General features: G+C 74.7%; 19 protein-coding genes and 1 pseudogene. 11 read left to right on the top strand and 9 right to left on the bottom strand.

Annotated elements, in window-relative coordinates; all coding sequences use genetic code 11:
- Positions 1-69: 69 nt before the first annotated feature.
- Complete coding sequence (locus ACZ4M3_RS18225; RefSeq protein WP_467733733.1) at positions 70-3,972, bottom strand: nSTAND1 domain-containing NTPase; 3,903 nt, start codon at positions 3,970-3,972, stop codon at positions 70-72.
- Between the two features lie 302 nt (positions 3,973-4,274).
- Between ACZ4M3_RS18225 and ACZ4M3_RS18220 the strand changes: the two genes are divergently transcribed.
- Entirely contained in the window at positions 4,275-4,922 is a 648-nt protein-coding gene (locus tag ACZ4M3_RS18220; protein ID WP_467733731.1) for a sortase domain-containing protein, read from the top strand.
- 69 nt (positions 4,923-4,991) lie between these two features.
- On the opposite strand, the pseudogene ACZ4M3_RS18215 reads toward ACZ4M3_RS18220, so the two are convergent.
- Positions 4,992-5,564: pseudogene (locus tag ACZ4M3_RS18215) on the bottom strand (M24 family metallopeptidase); the annotation flags it as partial.
- 61 nt (positions 5,565-5,625) lie between these two features.
- On the opposite strand from ACZ4M3_RS18215, the gene ACZ4M3_RS18210 reads away from it, so the two are divergent.
- The 3 genes from ACZ4M3_RS18210 to ACZ4M3_RS18200 all read left to right on the top strand — a co-directional run bounded on the left by ACZ4M3_RS18210 (position 5,626) and on the right by ACZ4M3_RS18200 (position 7,141).
- On the top strand, positions 5,626-5,901 hold the full coding sequence (locus ACZ4M3_RS18210; protein ID WP_467733729.1) for a helix-turn-helix domain-containing protein: 276 nt from the start codon (positions 5,626-5,628) through the stop codon (positions 5,899-5,901).
- A 124-nt stretch (positions 5,902-6,025) separates the two neighbouring features.
- Entirely contained in the window at positions 6,026-6,433 is a 408-nt protein-coding gene (locus ACZ4M3_RS18205) for a VOC family protein (RefSeq protein WP_467733727.1), read from the top strand.
- Positions 6,434-6,583: 150 nt separating this feature from the next.
- Positions 6,584-7,141, top strand: coding sequence for a hypothetical protein (locus tag ACZ4M3_RS18200; RefSeq protein ID WP_467733725.1), 558 nt, complete (start codon positions 6,584-6,586; stop codon positions 7,139-7,141).
- A gap of 22 nt (positions 7,142-7,163) precedes the next feature.
- Here ACZ4M3_RS18200 and ACZ4M3_RS18195 read toward each other — a convergent pair whose 3' ends face one another.
- From ACZ4M3_RS18195 to ACZ4M3_RS18165, 7 genes are all read right to left on the bottom strand, one after another.
- On the bottom strand, positions 7,164-8,087 hold the full coding sequence (locus ACZ4M3_RS18195; protein WP_467733723.1) for a helix-turn-helix domain-containing protein: 924 nt from the start codon (positions 8,085-8,087) through the stop codon (positions 7,164-7,166).
- A 226-nt stretch (positions 8,088-8,313) separates the two neighbouring features.
- Positions 8,314-9,642, bottom strand: coding sequence for a ricin-type beta-trefoil lectin domain protein (locus ACZ4M3_RS18190; RefSeq protein ID WP_467733721.1), 1,329 nt, complete (start codon positions 9,640-9,642; stop codon positions 8,314-8,316).
- Positions 9,643-9,768: 126 nt separating this feature from the next.
- Positions 9,769-10,014 carry an agmatine deiminase family protein gene (locus tag ACZ4M3_RS18185; RefSeq protein ID WP_467733719.1) on the bottom strand — a complete coding sequence of 82 codons (246 nt, stop codon included), beginning with the start codon at positions 10,012-10,014 and terminating at the stop codon, positions 9,769-9,771.
- Complete coding sequence (locus tag ACZ4M3_RS18180) at positions 9,911-10,717, bottom strand: agmatine deiminase family protein (protein ID WP_467733717.1); 807 nt, start codon at positions 10,715-10,717, stop codon at positions 9,911-9,913. Before ACZ4M3_RS18180 ends, ACZ4M3_RS18185 begins: the two co-directional genes overlap by 104 nt.
- A gap of 79 nt (positions 10,718-10,796) precedes the next feature.
- On the bottom strand, positions 10,797-11,987 hold the full coding sequence (locus tag ACZ4M3_RS18175) for an NAD(P)/FAD-dependent oxidoreductase (protein WP_467733715.1): 1,191 nt from the start codon (positions 11,985-11,987) through the stop codon (positions 10,797-10,799).
- Positions 11,984-13,381 carry an FAD-dependent oxidoreductase gene (locus tag ACZ4M3_RS18170; RefSeq protein WP_467733713.1) on the bottom strand — a complete coding sequence of 466 codons (1,398 nt, stop codon included), beginning with the start codon at positions 13,379-13,381 and terminating at the stop codon, positions 11,984-11,986. The genes ACZ4M3_RS18175 and ACZ4M3_RS18170 overlap by 4 nt, the downstream gene beginning before the upstream one ends.
- Positions 13,382-13,483: 102 nt before the next feature.
- A complete protein-coding gene (locus ACZ4M3_RS18165) occupies positions 13,484-14,920 on the bottom strand; it encodes an FGGY family carbohydrate kinase (RefSeq protein ID WP_467733711.1) in 1,437 nt (478 codons plus the stop codon).
- Positions 14,921-15,315: 395 nt separating this feature from the next.
- On the opposite strand from ACZ4M3_RS18165, the gene ACZ4M3_RS18160 reads away from it, so the two are divergent.
- From ACZ4M3_RS18160 to ACZ4M3_RS18130, 7 genes are all read left to right on the top strand, one after another.
- Positions 15,316-16,296, top strand: coding sequence for a hypothetical protein (locus ACZ4M3_RS18160; RefSeq protein WP_467733709.1), 981 nt, complete (start codon positions 15,316-15,318; stop codon positions 16,294-16,296).
- Between the two features lie 65 nt (positions 16,297-16,361).
- Positions 16,362-17,894: an amino acid permease gene (locus ACZ4M3_RS18155; protein ID WP_467733707.1), complete on the top strand. Its 1,533-nt coding sequence runs from the start codon at positions 16,362-16,364 to the stop codon at positions 17,892-17,894.
- A 223-nt stretch (positions 17,895-18,117) separates the two neighbouring features.
- The gene (locus tag ACZ4M3_RS18150; protein ID WP_467733705.1) at positions 18,118-19,752 is read left to right on the top strand and encodes a serine/threonine-protein kinase; all 1,635 of its coding nucleotides are present in this window, start codon (positions 18,118-18,120) and stop codon (positions 19,750-19,752) included.
- Positions 19,753-19,843: 91 nt separating this feature from the next.
- On the top strand, positions 19,844-21,019 hold the full coding sequence (locus tag ACZ4M3_RS18145) for an epoxide hydrolase family protein (RefSeq protein WP_467733703.1): 1,176 nt from the start codon (positions 19,844-19,846) through the stop codon (positions 21,017-21,019).
- A gap of 263 nt (positions 21,020-21,282) precedes the next feature.
- Complete coding sequence (locus ACZ4M3_RS18140; protein WP_467733701.1) at positions 21,283-21,849, top strand: TetR/AcrR family transcriptional regulator; 567 nt, start codon at positions 21,283-21,285, stop codon at positions 21,847-21,849.
- Between the two features lie 113 nt (positions 21,850-21,962).
- On the top strand, positions 21,963-22,502 hold the full coding sequence (locus ACZ4M3_RS18135; protein WP_467733699.1) for a hypothetical protein: 540 nt from the start codon (positions 21,963-21,965) through the stop codon (positions 22,500-22,502).
- A gap of 29 nt (positions 22,503-22,531) precedes the next feature.
- Positions 22,532-22,972, top strand: a complete 441-nt coding sequence (locus ACZ4M3_RS18130) for an SRPBCC family protein (RefSeq protein ID WP_467733697.1) — start codon at positions 22,532-22,534, stop codon at positions 22,970-22,972.
- Positions 22,973-23,006: the final 34 nt, after the last annotated feature.

Genomic DNA, 23,006 nt, shown 5'->3' with positions numbered 1-23,006 from the left:
GAGCCGCAGGTCGACCAGGCCCGTACGGCGGTCCGTACAACTCCGTACAGCCTGCCGGGCAGCGCCCGTTCACCGGCACGGCGGCGCGTACGGCAGACCCGGGACGAGCTGCGCCCACTCCTGGGCCGTGATGACCGTCCCGGCCCGCTCGCACAGGCGCCGGGCGATCTCCTCCTCGTCGCGGGACCACAGCAGCGCGGCCGGGCCCGCGCCGCCCGCGGCGAGGGAGCGCCCGTCCGGGCCGTAGGCGACGGCGTACGCCTTCCCGCCGAGCCCGCTCAGCACGGCGCGCGGCCGCGGCCGCCGGATGTCGGCCGTGTCCCACAGCCACACCGTGCCGTCGGTACTGCCGGCGGCGAGCGTCCCGCCCTGCGGGCTGAACGACAGGGCGTACACGTAGCTGCTCGGACCCGTCAGCGGCGGCCCGGCGGTGCGCGGCCGGTCCCCGCTGACGTCCCAGAGCCACACGTCGCGGTCCGCGCTGCCCGCGGCGAGGGTGCGGCCGTCCGGACTGAACGCGACGGACATCACGTAGCTCCCCGGCCCCCGCAGGGTGGACTCCAGCGCCGGCCGGCCGCCGGCCGGAGGCAGCCGCCAGAGCAGCACCTGCTTGTCGACGGTGCCGGCGGCGAGCCGCCGGCCGTCCGGGCTGAACGCCACCGCGTACACGTAGTTCGTCGGCTCCGGCAGTTCGGCCGAGAGTGCCGGGTGCGCCGGGTCGGCCGTGTCCCACAGACGTACGGTCCGCCCCTCGCTGCCCACGGCCAGGATCCGCCCGGTCCGGTCGAAGGCGGCGGACTGGATGGTTCCGGCGCCCCCGGCCAGCGGTTCCCCGTAGGGCGCGGCCCGGTCCGGGCGGGAGACGTCCCACAGCCATAATTTGCCCTCCCGGCCGCCCACGGCCAGGGTGCGGCCGTCCGGGGTGAAGGAGACCGTCGCCGAGTACCCCGTCGGATTCGCCAGGGGCGCCCCGACGGGGCGCGGGGCCCAGGGATCGGAGACGTCCCACAGCTGTACCTCCCGCCCCGCGACGGCGAGCAGCTTCCCGTCCGGCGCGAAGCCGATCGCGTTGACCGTGCCCTGGAAGCCGCGCAGCGGGCGGGCGGGCAGCTGCCAGAGCCGTACGGTCCCGTCGGCGGCGCCCGTCACCAACTGCCGCCCGCCGGGATGGAACGCGAGCGAGGTGACCGGTCCCGGGTGCGGGAACACTCCGGCCAGGCTCCGCGTCCGCGCGTCGTACAGGCGCACCTGGTTGTCCGCGCTGCCGGTCGCCAGCCACTGCCCGTCGGCGCTGTAGGCGACCGCGTTGACGTAACTGGCGGGGCCGTCGGGAGCGGCCGGGGCCCCGCCGGTCACCGCGGGCGGCTCCGGGGCGGAGCCCGGCGCGGGTACGGCCCACTCCCGGGTGGACCGGTCCTGGCTCCCGGCGGCGAGCCGGGCGCCGTCGGCCGTGAAGGCCAGGGCGAACACCGGGCCGGCCGCTCCGGTCAGCGGCTGCCCGTACCCGAGCGGCCGGCCGGGATCGGCCAGGTCCCACAGCCGTACGGAGCCGTCCACGCCCCCCGCGGCCAGCAGGGCCGCGCCCCCGCCCGGCCGGAACGCGACGGCGTGCACCGCCCCGGTGAACCCGCCGAGCCGCCGGCCCCCGGCGGCGGCCTGCCCGGAACCCCCTTCGGCCGCGGAACCTCCCCCGGCGCCGGGGGCCGCCGTATCCGCCCACACGTATACGCCGCCGTCGGCGCCCGCCGCGGCCAGCGTCCTGCCGTCGGGCGCGAACGCGACCCCGTACACGGCCGAGTCCGGCCCCCGCAACACCCGTGCCCGGGCTCCGGCCGCCGCCGGATCAGGGCCCGACGGCTCCCACACCCGTACGGTCCCGTCCCCGGACCCGGCGGCCAGCCGTCGGCCGTCCGGGCTGAACGCCAGCGCGTAGACGGTGTCGGCGAACGTGACCGGCGCCGCCCCCAGCGGCCTGGGCCGCAGTGGATCGCGCAGGTCCCACAGCGCGACCTGGTGGTCCAGGCCGCCCGCGGCGAGGGTGTGTCCGTCCGGGCTGAGGGCCACCGCCTGGACGACGCCCCGGAACGCCAGGATCCGGGTCACCGCCGGCAGCGCGGAGGCGTCCATCAGCGCCGCCCTGGCCTCGGCGGTCGGCGCCGTACGGTACGCCACCAGGCCGAGTTGCGCGGCGAGGGCGAGATCGCTGCCGCGCAGCCGCTCGGCGCGCGCGGCCACCAGCCGGGACAGGGCCACGGCCTGCTGTCTCTCCGCATCCCGGCGCTGGACCACGGCGACACCGGTCAGCAGGCCCGAAAGGACGACCAGCACCGAGAGCAGCACCAGGAGCCGGCGCAGCCGGCGGGCCCCGCGCCGCTCACGGCGGACCCGGAGCTCCTGCGCCAGCCGGCTCGCGTCGAGGAACCCGCTTTCCCGTGCGTCCAGTTCCGGGGCGTGTCCGCTGTCCCGCGCCCAACCGGAGGCGACGGCCAGCCGGGTGTCCCGGTAGAGCAGCGAGGGATCGCGGCCGTGCGCGAGCCAGCGGTCCGCGTCACGCGTCAGGTCCTGCCACACCATCTGCCCGGCCCGGTCCGTGTCGATCCAGCCGCGCAGCCGCGGCCAGGCGGTGAGCAGCGCCTCGTGGGTGATCCTGGCTCCGTCGCCGTCGAGCGTGACCAGCCGCCGGTCGACGAAGCGCTCCAGCACCGCGTACACCTGCCCGGCCCCGTCGGCACGGCCCGCGGGCGGGGGCAGCGGCAGCACCCTGCGGGTGTCGGGCACGCCGTCGCCCACCGCGACCATCCGCAGGAACAGCTGCCGCGCGAGTACGGACTCGGCCTCGGACAGACCGGCGTACACCTCTTCCGCGGTGCCGGAGACGGCTGCGGACATCCCGCCGCCCGCCCGGTAGTCGGCGATCCTCAGGGCGGCGCCGCGCCCGCGCTCCCAGGTCGACAGCAGCGCGTGCGACAGCAGCGGCAGCGCCCCGGGGCCGCAGTCGCGGAGGTCGGCGAGGAGGACGTCGATGAACCCCTCGTCCAGGGCGAGACCGGCCTTGGCGGCCGGGCCGGCCACCACCGCGCGGATCTCGTCCTCGCTGAGCGCTCCCACGACGGTCTGGCCGTTCTGCAGGGCTGCCGCGAGGGGGCGCTGGGCGAGGGCCTGGCCGTAGAAGTCGGCGCGCAGGCACCCCGCGACCCGTACGCCGGGGGAGGGGAGGGCGGCCAGGCACCGCAGGAACCGCTCCCGTTCGGCCGGGTCGGCGCACGCGGTGAACACCTCCTCCAGCTGGTCGACCGCCACGACGATGCGCCCGGCTTCGCGTCCGGCCAACGCCTGGAGCTGAGCGGCCAGTTCGAGCGGATCGTGCGCCGGGACCCGCTGCTCCTGCGCCCACTGTGCGGTGACGGCGGCCGCCAGCGCGCGCATCGGGTGGCGGCCGGGAACCAGTAGCAGCGGCGTGCAGCCGTGCTCACCCCGGAGGGCGGGCAGCACCCCGGCCCGCAGCAGGGAGGACTTGCCGGATCCGGAGGCGCCGACGAGCAGTTGGGGTACGTCGGCCCCCTCCGAGAGGATCCGGTCCACCACGACCGCCCGCAGTCGCTCCCGGCCGAAGAACCAGTCGGCGTGCCGTTCCTCGAAGCCCGCGAGACCCCGGTAGGGGGAGGCGCCTCCCGCGACGCGCAGGACCCGCGAGCGCCGCAGCTCCGCGAGTCGTTCCAGCCAGCGATCGATTTCGGCCGCGTCGCTCACCCCGCATACCTGCAGTACCCGGCGGAACAGGGGCAGGGAGCCGATCGACGGCAGGTTCTGGCCGGCGAACCAGCCGCCGATGGTGCTGTGGGCGCCCGGTGCGTCGACACGTGCGGCGACGGCCCGGACGGTGAGGTCGGCCTGCTCCCGCAGCCGGGTCAGTCCGGCCGCGAAGTCCTCGCGGGAGAAGGGTGGTTGGGGAAGGGACGGGGTGGGGTCCATGGGGCCTCCGGGGTCCGGTTCCGCTCAGGCGGTGATGCGGTGGACTGCGGTGGACCACCCTTCCTCCGTCCGTCCGGCACGAGAGCCGGAACGCCCTGATCCGGTCCCTTTCTACGCCGTCCCACCGGCGCTTTCCGGCCACTCACCGCCGCCTCCGCACCCTCCCCCACCCCACCACTCGCGGCGGACTCCCCATGGCGGCGTCCCCTGCGCCGGGCTGCCGCGCCGTCGGCCCTGTGCCAGGCTGGAAGGGCCGACCGGACGGCTGGACCGAACGATCCCCGGCAGACCTTGGACACGCCATGTCTCCACGTCTCTTCCGCTCTTCGCGCAGCCTGCCGTCGGCGCTCGCCGGCGTCTCCCTCGCCGTCCTGCTGACGGCTCCCGGCGCCCTCGCGGCCGGGCCCGGATCCGATGCGGCGCCCGCCGCGGCCGTCACCGCCATCCAGAGCGCCACGCTGTCGATACCGGCCATCGGCATCTCCGGGCTGCCCGTCGTCCCCTACCAGGGCAGCCCCGATGACGCCCCGGGTACCCGGATCCAGGACCAGGGCGTGGCCGCGAGCCCTTACGGGCCCGGCGGCGGCGTCGGTCCGGGCGACGTGGGGAACTACATCGTCACCGGCCACCGCGTCGCCGCAGGGGGGCCGATGCGCGACCTTCCGTCGCTGCCCGCGGGCGCGTCCGTGTTCGTCACCGCGGGCGGTGTGACGTACGAGTACGTCATCGGCGCCACCCGGACGACGTCCTTCCGGTCGTCCGCCTCGATGGAAGAGCAGCGCGCCGCCGTTCCGGGCTCCAGCGGCACCTCGCCGTCCCGCGCGATGATCACCGTGTCCACCTGTGCCACGCCGGAGGACGACGCGGCGGGCAACACCTGGCGGGACGCGCACGACAATCCGGAGCACCGGATCGACAAGGTCGGCGTCCTCACCGGGACGCGGCCCTGACCGACCCGAGCCGCCGCCGGGGTGCCGGGCGCCCCGGCCCCCGGCCCCGGTCGGTCAGGGGAGGGTGCGGATGCGGGGGCGGTCGTGGGTGATGGCGACGGTGTGCCGCGACCGGGTCCCGTGGCCGCCGAAGTCGGCCGGTATGCCGCACCGCGCGTCGCGCGCGACGGTGCCGCTGGCATGGGAGAAGTCGCCGACGCGCTGTCCGGCGCAGGCGGCGGCGATGCCCGCGCCAAGGGCCCGCCGGGTGGCGGCGATGAGTTCCAGGTCGGCCGGCCGGGCGGTGCCGACGGTGAAGCTGATCGCGGCGTCGCCGGTCCAGCCGTCGAGTTCGGCACTGCAGTCGATGCTCACCAGGTCGCCGTCGCGCAGCCGGTAGCCGTCGGGGATGCCGTGCACGATGGCGTCGTTGACCGAAGCGCAGATGACGGCGGGGAACGGGACGGGGGCGAAGGAGGGCCGGTAGCCGAGGAACGGCGAGCGCGCCCCCGCCGTGGTCAGGGCCGCGCGGGCGGCCTCGTCGAGCTCGCTCAGGCGTACCCCGACGGCTGCCGCCGCCCGGGCCGCCGCGAGGGCGTTGGCCACGACGCGCCCGGCTTCCCGCATCGCCTCCAGTTCCGTGTCGGTCTTGATCTCCACCATGTTTCGTCACTCCAGGGGTGCGGTGCTCCCCAATACTTATACCGGTATTAGTATCACGTCCATGGTGAGAGTCCCTTTGAGTCCGCAGGAGCGGCAGCGCGGAGAGCGCTTCGGCGCCCTCCTCCGTCTGGCCCGTGGCGAACGGAGCATGGTGGAGGTGGCGGCAGCCGCCGGGGTGTCCGCGGAAACCCTCCGCAAGATCGAGACCGGCCGGGCCCCGACCCCGGCCTTCTTCACCGTGGCGGCGCTGGCCCACGCGCTGGACCTGTCACTGGACGCCCTGGTCGCGGCGTGCGCGGCGGAGTCCGACGGCGGCGAGGAGGCCCTGACGGCCTGAGCGCCGCGGAAAGTCCTTCCGCCACCGCGTCACATCCGCCGGTCGCGTTGCGTCAGTGAGGTGCTGGAGCAGTACGGCCCCCGGCGCGGGAGCCGTTCGACCGAAGAACGGACAGGACAACACGATGCTGACGAACATCACGTACGTGACGCTCTACGTCACCGACCAGGACCGCGCGCTGCGGTTCTACACGGAGCAACTCGGCCTGGAGAAGCGCGTCGACCACGCGGGCCCGGAAGGACGCTTCCTCACCGTCGGTGTCGCCGGGGATGCCCGGGAGATCATCCTCTGGCCGCACCCCGCGGCCGCGGGCCGGCCGGCCGAGGTGCAGGCCGGCGGCACGCCCGGCCCGCTCTTCCTCGAATCCGACGACCTCCGCAAGGACTTCGAGGCGCTGCGCGCCCGCGGTGTGGAGTTCGATCGGGCCGAACCGGAGGACTACGGCTTCGGAATCCGCATAGAGGCGGTGGACCCGGACGGCAACCGGATCTCCCTGCGCCAGCGCAGCCGGGCGGCCGGCGGCGACGGCTGACCGTACGTGGGCCCGCGGGCCCGGCGCCGATGCGGCGCCGGGGCCGGGGGTCGGGGGCCGTGCGCGTTTGTTCTAGAACGGGAGTCGGCGCCGTCCCAGGATGAGGGGGTCCCGGCGAGTGCCGGGAGATCCGCAGAAGGGACTCCGTCCATGTTCGTCAAGCGCAGTGCAGCAGCCGCTCTGGCCGCCGCGGCCGTATGCGGCTCCACCCTCGTCGCCGCACCCGCCCAGGCCGCCGCCTCCGCCGCCCCGGACGCCACGGCCCGGTTCGCCCGGTTCGAGGGCCGCACCCTGGACCTGTCCGGCGACTGGGGCGACGCCACGGTCTGCATGGTGTGGCAGACGCGTGGCGCGGTGGAATGCTTCCGCACCCCCGCGCAGCAAGAGGCGCGCGCGAAGCAGTTACGCGCCACTGCCTCCACGCAGCAGGTGCTGGCCGCCTGCGCCACACCGCTCGACCTCTACCAGTACACCAGCAAGGGCGGCCGCGACCTGAAGTTCTACGACCGCGGCTACTGGCAGAACCTCTCCGCCTACGGCTTCGACAACTCCACGTCCTCCTACTGGACCGGCGCGTGCACGGCGCACCTGGCCGAGAACGCGAACGGCGGCGGCTACTGGTACCCGGGCAACACCGGCCCCAACCACCAGGAGGACTCGATGCGCAGCGGCTGGGACAACCGGGTCAGCTCCATCAAGATCGACTGATCCGTTCCCGTTCCGGTACCCGTCACCGCCCCGGCAGTACGACGCTGGTCACCTGACCGGCGACCCGGTCGGGGCGTGGCGGCCCGGGCAGCGCCGCGCGGCGCTCGGCGAGGAACCGGCGCGGTGAACGCCCGCTCATCGCCTTGAACTCCCGGTTCATGTGGGACTGGTCGCTGAACCCGCACGTGGCGGCCACGTCCCCGAGCGGCTGTCCGCCGCTGTTGACGAGCCGCAGCGCGTGCTGGAAGCGCAGCACGCGGGCGGCCGTCTTGGGGGTGAGCCCGACCTGTTCCCGGAACAGGTACTCCACCCGCCGGACGCTCCACCCGGTCCGCCGGGCCAGGGCGTTGACCGGCAGGGACCCCCGGCTGCGAGCCAGTTCCCGCCAGGCTCCGCGCAGCGCCTGCGACGGGCCGGTCCCCGTCCCCCCGGCCCAGCCGAGCAGGGCATCGTCCAGCAGGGTGAAGCGGTCGGCCCAGCCGGAGCTGGCGTGCAGCGCCTCCGCCAGCAGCTCGGCCCGGCGGCCGAGTACGTCGGCCGGTACGGCCATCGTGTCGGTGAGGTCGCTCATCGGGACCCCGAGCAGGCCGAAGGCGGCCCACGGGGCGAGCAGCGCCTCCACGCCCTCCACCCGGCCCGCGTGCTCACCGACCGTGGGCCGGGTCTGGAGGCCGGAGAGCAGCGCCGTGTACGGACGGGGGGCCGCGTCCCGATCGGTGCCCAGGGTCACCCAGACGGGGCCGGCCAGGTTGAACACCAGCGAGGCGCAGGCGTCCGGTACCTCCAGCCTGCGGCGGCCGTGTTCCAGGGCCATCCGGTAGCCCCGGTACCCCCGCACTCCCGGCCGCAGCAGGGGATGGGGCAGCGCCCGCAGGACGTCCCAGGTGCCGTACGGGCAGGAGCTGCGCAGGACGGGGCGGGGTGGGGCGGGAAAGTGGGGCGGCATGTCACGCCCCCTTCGGGGCTCGCACCCGGCGCTCGGCCGGGCGGGGAAAGGTGCGGTACGCGCGCTGCCGCCCACGCTGTCACCCGCCGCCGGCCCCCGGCAAGGCAACCTCCGGCCATCCGCCGTCCTCTGCCGCGTCGCCCCCGGACCCCGGCCACCGCTGCGCGCGGTGGCCGGGGCTGCCGTTCGGCGTGGGCGGCCCGCCCGTTCCGGCGGCGGCCCGGGGCTACTTCGGCGTGACCCAGACCTGGCGCTTGTTCGTGTTCGCCGAGTAGAGCTGCACGGCGGTGCCGTTGGCGGTGGAGCCGCCGGTCACGTCGAGGACCTTGCCCGACGCCACGTGGACGATCTGCCCCTTGGCGTTGACCGACCAGCGCTGCGCCGCCGTGCCGTTGCAGTCGTAGAGGCTGATCTTGTTGCCGTCGGTGCTCGCGTTGCGGGCGTCGTCCAGGCACTTGCCCAGTGCCCGCAGCGTTCCGTCCTTGCCGAGGATCCACGACTGCGCCGCGGAACCGTTGCAGGTGTAGAGCTGGATCTGCGTGCCGTTGGCCGCCTTTCCGCCCTTGACGTCCAGGCACTTGGAGCCGATGCCGGTCACCTTGCCCTGCGGCGGCAGCACGGCGCCGCCTCCGGAGGCGAGGAGGCGCAGGCCCTGGACGTCGAACTGCTGGACGTAGTTGCCGGCGCGCTTGTCCTGGTACGCGTACGCGGGCGAGCACATGACCGGGAACTCCCCGGAGTCGGTGCCCTTGACGCAGTCGCTCTTGTTCGTGCTGCGATTGGCGTGCGTCAGGCCCAGCGTGTGCCCGATCTCATGGCTGATGTGGTTGCGCATGTACGTTTCACCCATCGCGGCGGTGGGCTTGCCGGCCGGGGTGAAGAACTCGTCGTCGATGTAGGCGTGCCCGCTGGTCGCCGTCTCGGGCAGGGAGGAACTGGTGAAGCCGCAGCTGAGGTTCGCCATGCCGGAGCCGTCACGGACCACCTTCCAGCCCGTGCTGCCCATGCTGTCGCCGTCCGGGGGCAAGCACGGGCGGTGGGCGACGCCGATGACCACTTCGCCCCGGGGCCGGGCGTAGTCCCAGCCGACCGGCTTCGTGTCGACGGTGACCGGCATGTTGGTGATCCGGCGCAGGTCCGCGGCGGTGGCCTGGACGTACGGGGCCAGCCAGTCGGCGGACTTCTGGTCGTAGAACTTGATGGTGTAGCCGGTCTGCAGCCACTTGGTCGCGCCGCTCAGCTTCCACCCGTCGCCCTGGGGCGGCGCGGGTGCGGCGGCCACGGCCGACGCCGCCGCGGACCGGGCGGCCGGCGCGCCGAGCGACAGGACGCCGCCCTTGAAGGCCGTGCTGTCGCTGCCGTAGACGCCGGAGTCCTCCGCGTGGGCGTCGACGTCCGCCACGGCCGGCAGCGCCGCCGGGGAGCTCACCGCCTCCGGCGAGGCGTCATCGGTGGGCTCGGTGCCGAACGCGCTGGAGGTGAGCTGCACACTTCCGGCGATCGCGGCGGCGGCTGCCGCCACCGCGAGGATGGATATCCGGTGCTTGACTGTCAATCGCAAGTGTTCGTTGCCTCTCGTCAAGAACCACCGCCCGCACCTCTGCGACGGCACGGACGGTGAGAATCGAACAGATGATAGGCCAACGAGTACGGGTGGTTGGCGGGGAGGTGCCCCTGACTGTCAAGTGGGAAAGGGCAGTTGCCGCGTCGCGCAGTGGATGCCGCCCCCGCCCTCGGCCAGTGCGTCGACCGGCACCTGCCTCACCTCGCGGCCCGGGTAGAGGTCCCGGACGACCGACGCGGCGTTCGCGTCCGCCCGTTCGTCACCGAAGCGCGGCAGGATCACGCCGCCGTTGGTGACGTAGTAGTTGACGTAGCTCGCGAGGAATTCCGGGCCGCGGCCGCGCAGGTCGTGGGGCTCCGGCATGGGCCCGGGTCCACACGTCCGGCGGGGCCGCCCCGTCCGGTGTGCCGATGACCACGACACCCGGCCGGGCGAACCGTGCCAGGGCGTCGATGTGGCAGTCCGTGATGTCCTGGCCCGCGACGCCGTCGACCCAGATCACCCGGGAGACACCGAACAGGTCCCGCAGGGCCCGCTCGATGTCGGCACGGGTCATGCCGGGATTCCGGTTGGCGTTGACCCACGAACTCCCGGTCGCGAGCAGGGTGCCCGCGCCGTCCACCTCGATCGCGCCGCCCTCGCCGGTGACCGGCGCCTCGATCCGCTCGATGCCCTGGTCCGCCAGAACGGCGCGGGCCACGTCACGGTCGCGGCCGTGCGCCTGTTTGCCGCCCCAGCCGTTGAAGTTGAGGTCGACCCCGGCCCGGCCCTGCGGTCCCAGGGTGAAGGTGGGTCCGGTGTCCCGGATCCACAGGTCGTCCACCGTGATCGGTACGACCTCGACCCCTGCCCCGCACGCCCTGCGGGCCTCCTTCGCGTCCGCACCGCCGGCCAGCAGCACGACGGGCTCGAACTCGGCGACCGCCCGGGCGATCCCGGCGATGTCGGCCCGGACAGCGCCCACCTGCGGGCCCCAGACCTCCCGGCCGGGCCAGGCCATGTAGGTGAGCTCGTGGGGATGACCCTCGTCGGGCATCCGCCGGTCCGTCGGGTGATCGTCGCTCATGCCGTGCCCTTCCCGGAACCCAGCGTCGTCGGCCCGCCGCCCGATCGTACTGGGGCCGTGGGCCCCACCTGGCTCGCCGTCAGGCGAGTCGCACCGTCACCGGACCGCCCGCGAGGTCGACCCGGGCCGTCCACTCCGGGGGCAGCCGCAGGGAGCGTGCTGGTGAGACCCGGCCCGGGAAGCGCCGGCGCCACAGCGGCCGGCCGTCCTGGGCCACCGCCACCACCGGGGCCGTCAGCGGTTCTCCGGAGCGCAGCAGCAACGGCCGCCCCGCGCGGCCGCTGACCCGGTTCGGGGTCACCCACACCAGTGGCGACCGCACCACCAGCGGCGGGCCGCACTCCGGCCACGGGGCCCCCGACAGGCGGGCCAGTACCCCGGTCGCCGCGGCGGCGCCCTCCGCGGCCGCGGTGGCCGCGCTCTCGACACCGTGCAGGGCGTTGCCGACCGCGAAGACACCCGGAGCCGACGTACGGAACGAGGCGTCCACGCAGGGGCCGCGGGTGCCCGCGTCCAGTCCGATGCCGCCGCGGCGGGCCAGCTCGTGGTCGGGGATCCAGTCGCCGGTGAAGACCACCGTGTCGCAGGCGAGCACACCCGACCGGCCGTCCTCGTGTCGTACGGCCACCCCGGACAGGCGGCCCCGGCCGCGCAGTTCGCCCACCGTCGTCGACGTGAGCAGCGACACCCCCGGCACGGCGGCGCCGCGCGGGCGCTCGGTGACCACCGCCACCACCTCCGCACCAGCCCGGCGCAGGGTGCGCACCGCGTGCCGGGCCACCGGCTCGGCGCCCACCACCACGGCCCGCCGGCCGACCGGCTGCCCGTACAGGTGGACCGCCTGCTGCAACTCCCCGGTGGTCAGCACACCCGCCGGTCGCGAGCCCGGCACCAGCCGGGCACTGCGCGGGCGCTCCCGGGCGCCCGTGGCGAGGACGACGGCCCCGGCCGTGATCCGCTCCAGGCCCGCCGGGCTCGTGGTCTCCAGCACCAGGGGCCCGGCCCAGCCGGTGGCGGTGACCCCCGTACGGACCGCGGCCCCGGCCCCGGCCGCGGCCTCCGCGGCCCGCCGTGCGTACTCCGGTCCGCGCAGCCAGGGGCGGGGCGGCCGGCCGAACCCGCCGTGGTGGCAGTGGCGCGGTACGCCTCCCGCCTCCTGCTCGCGCTCCACGACCTCGACCCGCCCCGCGCCCGCCCCGGCGAGGCGGGCGGCGACGGCCAGCCCGGCGGGTCCGGCGCCGACCACCAGGACGTCGACCGTACGGTTCACCGGCGGGCCCCCTCGAACAGCGCGCGGACTGCGGCGCCGCAGTGGAAGCCCTGGCAGCGGCCGGCCCGCGCCCGCGTGCGCCGCCGCAGGCCGTCCAGCGAGCCGGGCGGTACGGTCCCGGCGAGGGCGTCGCGGATCTCCCCGCGCGTCACCCGCTCGCAGTGGCAGACGATCCGGCCGTACTCCGGGTCCGAGGCGATCAGCTCCGCGTCCCGGTACGGCCGGGGGAACGCCTCGCCCAGGTTGGGCATCCGCACCGGCTCCGGCTCCCGTGCGCCCGTCACCGGCAGGCCGCCGTCCGCGAGCAGTTCCACCACGTGGGCGGCGATCGCCATCGACGCGGTCAGGCCCGTCGAGCGGATCCCGCCCACGGTGACGTACCGCTGTGCGGAATGGGCCCGGATGGCGTAGTCCTCGGACCCGGTGGCGGCCCGCAGTCCGGCGTACACGGCGGTGACCTCCTCCTCCAGGAGCGCAGGCAGGATCCGCCGGCCCTTCTCCCGCAGCAGCGCGAGCCCTTCGGCGGTCGATCCCGTGGCCGTCTTGTCGTCGAGGTCTTCGGCGGTCGGCCCGAGCAGCACGTTCCCGTACACCGTCGGTGTCACCAGTACGCCCTTGCCGAGCGCACCGGGCACCGGCAGCAGGATGTGCCGTACCAGGGGACGGGCGAGTTCGTCGAAGACGATCAGCTGGCCCCGCCGGGGCGTCACGGAGAAGTCCGCGCGGCCGAGGAGCCGGTCGATCTCGTCGGCGTACAGGCCCGCCGCGTTGACCAGGTGGCGGCTGCGCAGCGGGCCCCGGCTGGTGCCCAGGGCGTGCGGGTCGCCCGGAGCGACGGACTCCACCCGGCAGTTGAGGTGGAGGTCGGTGCCGGCGCGGACCGCCTGCGTGGCGTACGCCAGCGTGGTCGTCCAGGGGCAGATGACGGACTCGCCCGGCACGTCGAGCGCCCCCAGCACCCCGGGCCCGAGTTCCGGTTCCCGGGCCCGTACCTCTTCGGCGGGGATGATCCGGGCCGCGCGGTAGCCGTTGCGTACGGCCTTGTCGGCGAGGCCCGGCAGCGCCGCCAGCTGTTCCTGGTCCCAGGCCACGAGGAGCGCCCCGAGCGGCTCCACCGGGATGCCGCTCTCGGCGGCGTACGCGGCGAGCCGGCGCTGCCCCTCCCGGACGAGCCGGGACTCCAGGGAGCCGGGTACCGCGTCGAATCCGGTGTGCAGGATGGCGGTGTTGGCCTTCGACGTGCCGTCGCCGACGTCGTCGGAGGCCTCGACCAGGGCGATCCGCAGCGGGAGCCGGGCGAGTTCGCGGGCGATGGCCGAGCCCACCACCCCGGCGCCGATGACCGCCACGTCGTACGTGTGCCCGGGCAGCGGGCCGCCGGTGGTGACGCTCATGCGGGGCCTCCGCTGGTGATGCTCATGCGGGGCCTCCGGTCAGGGCACCGCGGCCGGTGGCGGCCATCCGGGCCCCGGCCGGGGTGCCGGGATCGCCGGCGGTCATGCCGGCCCGTCGAGCAGGGCCGAGACCGCCGCGCGGAACCGGGCGCGGCGCTCCGCGGCCTGCCCGGCGCCCGCCCTCGGCTCGTAGACGGCGGACGGCTGCCACCGCGGCACCGCCTCCTGGACGGTGAGCGCGGGATCGAGCCCCAGCCGGGCGACCGCACCGACGCCGAGCGCGGTGGCGTCCGGCAGCGCCGACACCTCGACGGGGATCTGGAGCAGGTCCGCCTGGGCCTGCATGAGCAGCGCCGACCGGGTCAGACCGCCGTCCACCCGCAGGGTGGTGAGCGGCGCGCCCAGATCGGCGGCGACCGCGTCCGCGAGCTCCGCCACCTGGGCGGCGATGCCGTCGCACAGGGCGTGCACCAGGTGTCCGGCCGTGGTGGCGAGGGAGAGTCCGGTGACCGAGCCCCGCGCCTCGCCCCGCCACCACGGGGCGGCGAGCCCGGCGAGTGCGGGGACGAAGGTGACGCCGCCCGCGTCCTGGACGCTGCCGCCGACGGTGTCGAGGTCCTCGGCGCCGGAGATCACGCCGAGCTCGGTCAGCCAGCGCACGGCGGAGGCGGCCGTGTACACCTGTCCGTCCAGGCAGTAGCTGGTCCGCCCGGCGAGCCGCCAGGCCACGCAGCCGACCAGCCCGGAGGCACTCCGGCGGGGGAGCGGGCCGGTCTGCGCGAGCAGGAACGCGCCCGTGCCGTACGTGCACTTGGCGGTGCCCGGCGCCAGGGCGCGCTGGGCGAGCAGTGCCGCCTGCTGGTCGACGAGCAGCCCGGTCAGCGGCAGCGCGGGCCCGAAGGCGGTCGTGACGCCGACCCGGGTGTCCGCGTCGACGATCTCCGGCAGCCGCTCGTCCGTGAAGCCGAAGGCGTCGAGCGCCGCCGGGGACCAGCCCACGGTGTCGAGGTCGAGCAACTGGGTGCGGCCCGCCGTCGCCGCGTCGGTCACGAACGCCCCGGTGAGCCGGTGCACCAGCCACGCGTCGCTGGTCGTGACGACGCCGTCCCGGGTCAGGTGACGGCGTATCCAGGCCATCTTGGGCGCGGCGAAATAGGGGTCGAGCGGCAGGCCGGTCGTCTGCCGCAACAGCTTTGCATGGGGCGCCAGTTCGGTGCAGAGGGGTTCGGCGCGCCGGTCCTGCCAGACGATCGCGTCGGTCAGCGGCGCACCGCTCGCCGGGTCCCAGGCCAGCACCGTCTCGCCCTGGTTGGCCAGGCCCACGGCGGCGACCGGCTCACCGGCCGCGGCCAGCGCCGCCCGCCCGGCGCCCACGACCGAGTCCAGCAGCTCACGCGGGTCGACCTCCACCCGTCCGCCCGGCAGGTACCGGGGCCGTACGCGCGCGGAACCGGATCCGATGACCCCGCGTACCGGACAGACGACGAGGGCTTTGGTTCCCGAGGTGCCCTGGTCGACAGCGAGCACCGGGCCCGTCATCACCGCTCCGTCCCTGGTGTCGGCTTCTTGATCGTCGCCCGGAAGCCTCTACCAGCGGGCGTCACCCGTCAAGATCCCCGGGGCCGCAGCCGACGTCAGTGACGCAAAGTCATATGTCCTTCATGGCCGGTTACTTGCGTTCGAACAAGAATCTGGATGCGTAACCGTCCAGCGCCCTATAGTGATCGCCGATCAACGGGAAGGACGCCGACCGCGGGTCAACGCCAGGGGTCGGGAGCGGGGTTACCGACGGCTCCGCGCATCCCCGGCACGGCACGGTTGCAGCGCGGCAGCCGAACGCCGGACGGACCCACTCTCTACGCGATCCGAGGACTGATGACCACGACCACCGCAGGACGCGCCCGTCCGGGCTGCCCGTCGACCGGGACGAGGTGATGGCGGCCGGCGACTTCCGGCCCGTCTACCACCCCGCCGGCCACGACAACGAGCTGCGCGCCGCCGTCCAGGACCTGCGCACCGGCCGCTGGGTCTCGATGGCGCGCCTGCTGGAACGGACCGACGGCTGGGGCCTGTGGACCCAGCGCACCCAGGTCCTCGCCGCGGTCGCCGCCGGATCCGACGTGGTCCCGGCGTGGCGCAGCGAGGAACCGCACAGTGTCGCCGCGACCGTGATGCACACCCGCGTCGCCGTCGAACGGGCCGTCCGCGCCCACCGCGCCGGGCACCCCCGCACCCACGAACTGTGGCAGGAGGCCTGGAGCGCCTGCCGGGACACCGCCGCCCTCAGCCCCGCCGACCCCGTGCCCTGGGTCTGCCTGCTCGCCCTCGCTCCCCTCGACGAGCAGCGCCGGATGGACGAGCACCGGCTCGCGCCGCCCGGCCCGATGCTGCCCCCGGGCCCCTGGGGCATCCTCGCCGAGGCCGACAAGCGCGACCCGCACAACCGCGAGGCGTACCACCGGATGCTGCAGTTCCTGTACGCGGGCAACCCCGGACCCCTCTCCGAGGCCGCCAACTTCGTGCATTGGGCGGCCGGTTCCGCCCCGCCCGGCTCCGCCGCGCACGTCCTGCCGCTCTACGTACGGGTGGAGCGCTACCGCCGCGAAGGCGGCCAGGAGCGGGCCCTCGACCTGCACTGGGTCGCCGAGGAGTCCGTCCGTGATGCCGGCCACGCCCTGGACCGGTGGTTCCGCAGCGCCGATCCGCGGCAGGCCTCCCCGCTCGATCTGAACCACCTCGCCCACGCCCTCTGGGGAGCCCTCCAGTTCGACGACGCGGCCCGCGTCTTCGATGCGATCGGCCCGTACTGGACGCCCCTGCCATGGGCCTACCGGACCCGTGCCCCGGCCGACCAGGCGCTGGCCGAGGAGGTGTTCCTGCAGGCCAGGTCCCGCAGCCTGGCCGGCCGGGACTGATCCTGCCCGGCCCGCGCCACCCGCTCACCGTCCCCGTGCCCCACCACCCACCCGGAGGTACCACCATGTCCCGAACCGCATGGGCAGCCCGCCAGGGCCACAATGCCCCACGCCCGCAGGACGAGGAGGAACGGCTCAGAGAACTCGGCTACCAGCCCGTCCTCGCCCGCCGGATGGGCGGCTTCGGCAACTTCGCCATCAGCTTCTCGGTCATATCCGTCCTCTCCGGGTGCATGACCCTGTACGGCTTCGGGCTCGGCACCGGCGGTCCGGCCGTGATGCTGTGGGGCTGGGTCGGCGTCGGCCTCTTCGTGCTCTGCGTGGGTCTCGCCCTGGCCGAGGTGACCAGCGCCTACCCCACCTCCGGGGCGCTCTACTACATGGCCGACCGGCTCGGCGGACGCCGCTGGGGCTGGTACACGGGCTGGCTGAACCTGCTCGGCCTGCTCGGCGCCATCGCCGGGATCGACTACGGCGCCGCCCTGTTCACCGGCGCCTTCCTCAACCTCCAGTTCGGCTTCGTGCCCACCTCCGGATCGACGTTCCTGATCTTCCTGGGCATCCTGCTGCTGCACGCCGCGCTCAACCTGTTCGGCGTCCGCCTCGTCAGCGTCCTCAACTCCGTCAGCGTCTGGTGGCACCTGGGCGGCGTCGCGCTGATCGTCGGCGCCCTCGCCATCGTCCCCGACCACCACCAGTCGCCCTCGTTCGTCTTCACCGAGTTCGTCAACGACACCGGCTGGGCCAACCCGTTCTACGTGGCGGCGGTCGGTCTGCTGCTCGCCCAGTACACCTTCTCCGGGTACGACGCCTCGGCGCACCTCTCGGAGGAGACCTCGAACGCCTCGGTCTCCGCCGCCAGGGGCATCGTCCGGGCCATCTGGGTCTCCTGGATCGCCGGATTCGCCCTGCTCGCCGGACTCACCTTCGCCATCCAGGACTACGCGGCCGTCCAGGGCAGCGTCACCGGCGTCCCGCCCGCCCAGATCTTCCTCGACTCCCTGGGCTCCGGCGGCGCCACCGCCCTGCTCCTCGTCGTCATCGTCGCGCAGCTCTTCTGCGGCAACGCCGAGGTGGCCGCGGCGAGCCGGATGGTCTTCGCGTTCAGCCGGGACAACGCGCTCCCCGGCTCGGCGCTGTGGCGCAAGGTCAGCGGCCGCACCCAGACGCCGGTCCCGGCGGTCTGGCTCTCGGTCGTCGTCGCGGGCGTGCTCGCGCTGCCGTCGCTCTACTCCGCCACCGCCTACGGGGCCGTGACCGCCATCAACGTCATCGGCATCACCCCCGCCTACGCCATCCCGATCTACCTGCGGCTGCGCGCCGGCATGCGGTTCCAGCCGGGTCCGTGGAGCCTGGGCCGGTGGAGCAGGCCGATCGGCTGGATCGCCGTGGTGTGGGTGGCCGTCGTCACCGTCCTGTTCTGCCTGCCGCAGAAGTCCCCGGTCACCGTCGACTCGATGAACTACGCGGTGATCGCCCTGGCCGTCGTACTGGTCCTCGCCAGCGTGTGGTGGTCCGTCGCCCGGCGCTCCTACGGGACCCCGGCCGCTTACGGGAACGCCCGCGAACAGGCGGAGATCGCCGAGGGCATCGTCTGATCCACCGATCGCGCCACCCCGCCCGCCCGCGGTCCGCCGGGCGGGCGCGGGAACGGCGGGGCCCGGCCTGCGCCGGTTGTCGGCGCCCTCCGGTCAGGCGGGCGCGGCGGGCGCACCGAGCGCCGGCCGCGCCCGCGCCCTCCCGGGCGGCCGTCGTGATCATGCCTCTACTCTGGTGCCGCCAGCGGGCTGATTGACGAGCGGTTACGAAACGGAGCGTGCGGTGCCGACGGGGGAGACGAACGATGAACTGGTCGGCAGGACACTCGGGGGGCGCTACCGGGTGACGGCGATGATCGGCCGCGGCGGAATGGGAGTGGTCGCCCGGGCCCACGACACGCTCCTCAACCGCGAGGTCGCCGTCAAGGTGCTACGGGCCTACACCGACGCCGGCGGGCCCGAACTCGCCGATCTGCGCGCCCGGATGCAGCGGGAGGCGCAGGCCGCCGCCCGGATCCGGCACGACGGTGTGGTCACCGTGCACGACGTGACCTCGCACCAGGGCCTGCCGGTCATCGTGATGGAGCTGGTGGAGGGCCCTTCCCTCGACGACGTCCTGACCGAACGCGGCACCCTGGAGCCGCACGAGGCGGCGGCGATCGGCGCCAAACTGACGGACGCCCTCGACGCCGCGCACCGCGCGGGGGTCCTGCACCGGGACGTGAAGCCGGGCAACGTGCTGCTGGAGCGCGGCGGCCGGGTGGTGCTGACCGACTTCGGCATCGCCACCATGGACGGCCCCGGCGACGAGGCCCTCGCCAAGCTCACCCGCAGCGGTGAACTCGTCGGCTCGCTGGACTACCTGCCGCCCGAGCGGGCCCAGGGGAAGGAGCCCGGCCCCGCCTCCGACATCTGGTCGCTCGGGATGACCCTGTACGCGGCCGTGGAGGGCACGTCGCCGTTCCGCCGCACCTCCGTGTGGTCCACCCTGTCGGCGATCGTCGCCGAACCGCTGCCCGAGCCCCGCCGGGCCGGACCGCTCGGGCCCGTACTGCGGGCGCTCATGGCGAAGGACCCCGCCGACCGGCCGACGGCCGACCGGGCGCGCGCGATGCTGGCGGAGCTCGCCGCGAGCGGCCCGGCGGGGGCCGGCCCGCCGCCGGTGCCCGCGGCGGCTCCGACGCAGCCGCCCGCCGTGGCACCGGCTGCCCCCGCGCCCGGCTTCGGTCCCGCTCCGACGGCAGGCCTCGGTCCCGTGCCCGTCCACCACCCGTACCAGCGGCCCGCACACCCCGGCTACGCCCCGGTCGCCGGGCCGCCGCTGCCCCCGCCGCCGGGGCCTTCGCCGGCCGGTCCCGCGCGCGGACGCGGACGTACCCTCGTCGCGGCGGGCGCGGCCGTCGCCGTACTCGCCGCGGGCGGCGTCGCGTACGCCCTCACCGGCGGACACGGCGGTGGGAAGGGCGGCCGGGCGCCGACGGCCCTGCCCCCGGCCGTCCCCTCGGCGAGCAGCGGCCGGCCGTCCCCGAAGACTCCCGGGTCGTCCCCTTCCCGGGGCTCCGGCGGCCCGCGGTCGGCCAGGCCCACGCCCTCGGGCACGGCCCGCGGGGCGAGCCCGAGCGCGTCGGCGGCGCGGCCCAGCCCCGTACCGACGAGCTGTGACGGCTGGAGCCACAAGGACGCGACCCCGGGCAGCTACGGCTACATGGCAGGCGACTACCACCTGGAGACCGGTCCCTACCAGACGTGCCCGGCCGTCGGCCTGGCCAAGTCCGGCACGAAGCTCTGGTACCACTGCTACATCGTCAACGCCCACGGGAACAAATGGACTTACGTCCGCATCGACGGCACGAACACCACGGGCTGGATGTCCAACGACAACCTCACCCGGCAGAAGGGCCCCTCGACCCCCTGCTGACCGGCCCGCCGGCATCCGTTCCACCGGGCCGTCCGCGTGTTGCCGCACGGCGTGAACCGCCGCTGCTGCCCGCGGCGTTAGCATGCCCCTCATGCCGGACGCACCGCCCCACGTCGAGCCGTTCACCCCGTCGACCGAGCCCGGGGCGCTCGACGACCTCCGCGCACGGCTGCGCGCCACGCGCTGGCCGGACGCGCCCGAGGACGCCGGATGGTCGCTCGGGACCGACCTCGGCTACCTCCGCGAACTCGTCGCCTACTGGGCGGACGGGTTCGACTGGCCGGCGCAGGAGGCGGCACTGGCCCGGCTCCCGCACTTCCGCGTCACCCTCGGCGGCCTCGGAACCCACTTCGTCCACGCCCGGGCCGCCGCCCCGGCCGGGCCTGCCCTGCCCTTGGTCCTCGGCCACGGATGGCCGGACTCGTTCTGGCGCTACTCGAAGGTCATCCCGCTGCTCACCGACCCGGCCGCGCACGGCGCCGACCCCGCCGACGCGTTCGACGTGGTCGTTCCGGACCTGCCGGGTTACGGGTACTCCGACCGCCCCACCGGCCCGTCGCCCGACTCCATCGCCGTCGCGGGACTGTGGGCCGAACTGATGGCGGTCCTCGGCTACGAGCGGTTCGGCGCGGCGGGCGGTGACCTCGGCAGCCACGTCAGCCGCTACCTCGCGCTCGACCACCCCGACCGGGTCGTGGCCGTCCACCGTACGGACGCGGGCGTGCCCGTCTTCACCGGCGACCCGGCGGACCTCGCGCCCGAGGAGCGCGCCTGGCTCGAAGCCGCCGCCGACTGGGGCGCGGGTGAGGGCGCCTATGCGGCCATGCACCGTACGAAACCCCAGACCGCGGGCGTCGGGCTCACCGACTCGCCGGCCGGACTCGCCGCGTGGATCGTGGAGAAGCTGCGGGCCTGGAGCGACTGCGGCGGCGACATCGAGCGGTCCTTCACGAAGGACGAGGTCCTCACGAACGTCACCCTCTACTGGCTCACCGCAACCATCGGCTCCTCGATGCGGATGTACCGCGCGAACGCCGCGATCCCTCCCGCCCAGTATGCCCGCCGGGTCGAAGTACCGTCCGGCTTCTCGCTCTTCCGCGGTGACGTCGTCCGCCCGCCCCGGGCCTGGCTCCGGCGCACGGCGAACGTCGTGCGCGTCACCGAGCCCGCGCGCGGCGGGCACTTCGCCGCCTTCGAAGAGCCCGAGCTGTACGCCGAGGAACTGCGCGCGTTCTTCCGCCCCTACCGGGCAGCGGCGACCGGCTGAGCCGCCCCGCGCCGCCCGGCAGTCGTGGCCTACAGCGGCGGCCCGGCCGGCCGGTCCCGCCAGGAGGCGCCCCGGTAGCGCTTCAGTCGTGCAGGTACGCCAGCTCGGCGCTGTCCGCGTTCGACTCGTCGAGGGCGGGCAGCTGCGCGCCCGCCAAGGCGGGGGAGCGGGGGTCGTCGAACTCGCACATGCGCCTGCGGCAGTTCCGCTCGGAAGTGAGCGCTTGCGTTGACAGGGAAAAGTGTGAGTGGTTGAGTACTCACATGAAGAGCGAACGCCCCCGCCAGTTGTCCACCGCCGATGAACGCCGGGAGACGGTGCTGCGCACCGCCATCGGCGCCTTCGCCGCCCGCGGCTACTGGGGCACCACCACCACCGAGGTGGCGAAGGCGGCCGGCATTTCGCAGGCCTACGTCTACCGCCTGTTCCCGAACAAGGAGCTGCTGTTCACGGCGGTGGTGGAGCACTGCTTCGTACAGGTGCGGGCCAGTCTGGAGCGGGGTGCCGCCGACGCCGGGGGCAGTTCCCCGGAGGCGGTCCTGAAGGCGATGGGGGACGCCTACGCCAAGCTGATCACCAATAACGACCTGATGCTGATCCAGCTCCACGCCCAGGCGGCGGCCGTCTCGGAGCCCGCTGTGCGCGAGGCGGTCCGGCGGGGCTACGCCCGGCTGGTCGAGTACGTGCGCGGAGCGTCCGGCGGGACCGACGCCCAGGTGCAGGAGTTCTTCGCGCTGGGCATGCTGTGCCATCTCATCGTCTCCATGGGTGCCGAAGAGGTGGACGCCCCCTGGACCAGGGCGCTGTCGGCCGGCATCAGGCACTACTGACCCGGCCGCCGCGCCCGCACGGGTGCCCACAGGGCGGGGCGCACAGCCCCGCCGACTTCGGGCCATCTTTGTGAGTGGTTAACCACACAGGATCAGGCAGGAAGGTTAGTCACGTGCAGTCCATCGGCATCGGCCGCCGCGCAGGAGCGGCCATCGCGGCCCTGGCCGCGGCGCAGTTCACCGTCATGGTGGCCACCTCGATCGTCAACGTGGCGCTGCCGCAGATCCGCTCGGGCGTCGGTCTGTCGGACGGCGGCACCACCTGGGTGGTCAATGCCTACGGTCTGGCCTTCGGAGCGCTGCTGCTGGCCGGCCTCGGCCTGGGCGTCGCCTTCGTCCGGCTGACCGCCCAGGCCGTCGAGGGGGTCCCGCCCCAGGACGCCGGCCTGGCGGGCGGCCTGGTCAACACCACCCGCCAGGTCGGCGGCGCGGTGGGCCTGGCCGTCCTCGCCACCCTCGCGGGCACCACCACCGCCCATGCGGCCGCCCACCATCCGGGTCCGCAAGCCCTCACCGCCGGCTACCGCACGGCCTTCGGTATCTCCGCAGCCGTCCTCGTGGCCGCCGCCGCCCTCGCCCTGCTCCTCGCCCGCCAGCCCGGGCACGTCCCCCGGTCCACGGCCACTCCTGAGCGCAAGACCGCCACCCCATAGACGACACCCGATCGAGAGGCAGAAGAACCATGTTCACCATCGACGAGACCGCCCCCGCCGTCGTCCGCCTGTCCACCGTGATCGAAGCCCCGCTGGAACGCGTCTGGGCCCTGCACACCGACATCGGCGCCTGGGCCGACTGGAACGCGGACATCGACCGGGCCGAGCTCGACGGTCCGCTGCTGCCCGGTACCTCCTTCCGCTGGAACACCCACGGCCTGGACATCACCTCCACCGTCCGGGAGGTCATCCCCGGCGAGCGCATCGTGTGGGGCGGCCCCGCGGACGGCATCGAGGGCATCCACGTATGGACCTTCGAGCAGATCGGTAACCACGTCACCGTCCGCACGGAGGAGTCCTGGAGCGGCGCGCCCGTCGATGCCGCCGCCGAACAGCTCGGCCAGGCCCTGCGCCGGTCCCTGACCGCCTGGCTCGCCTCCCTCAAGGCCGCCGCCGAGCGGACCGGCTGACGCAACCGCACCCCGCCAGGCACCCGATCCGCTC

It is taken from the genome of Streptomyces sp. NPDC026522 (assembly GCF_055567555.1).
The sequence above is the reverse complement of the archived record's forward strand: the minus strand, read 5'-3'. Positions and strand labels throughout refer to the sequence as shown.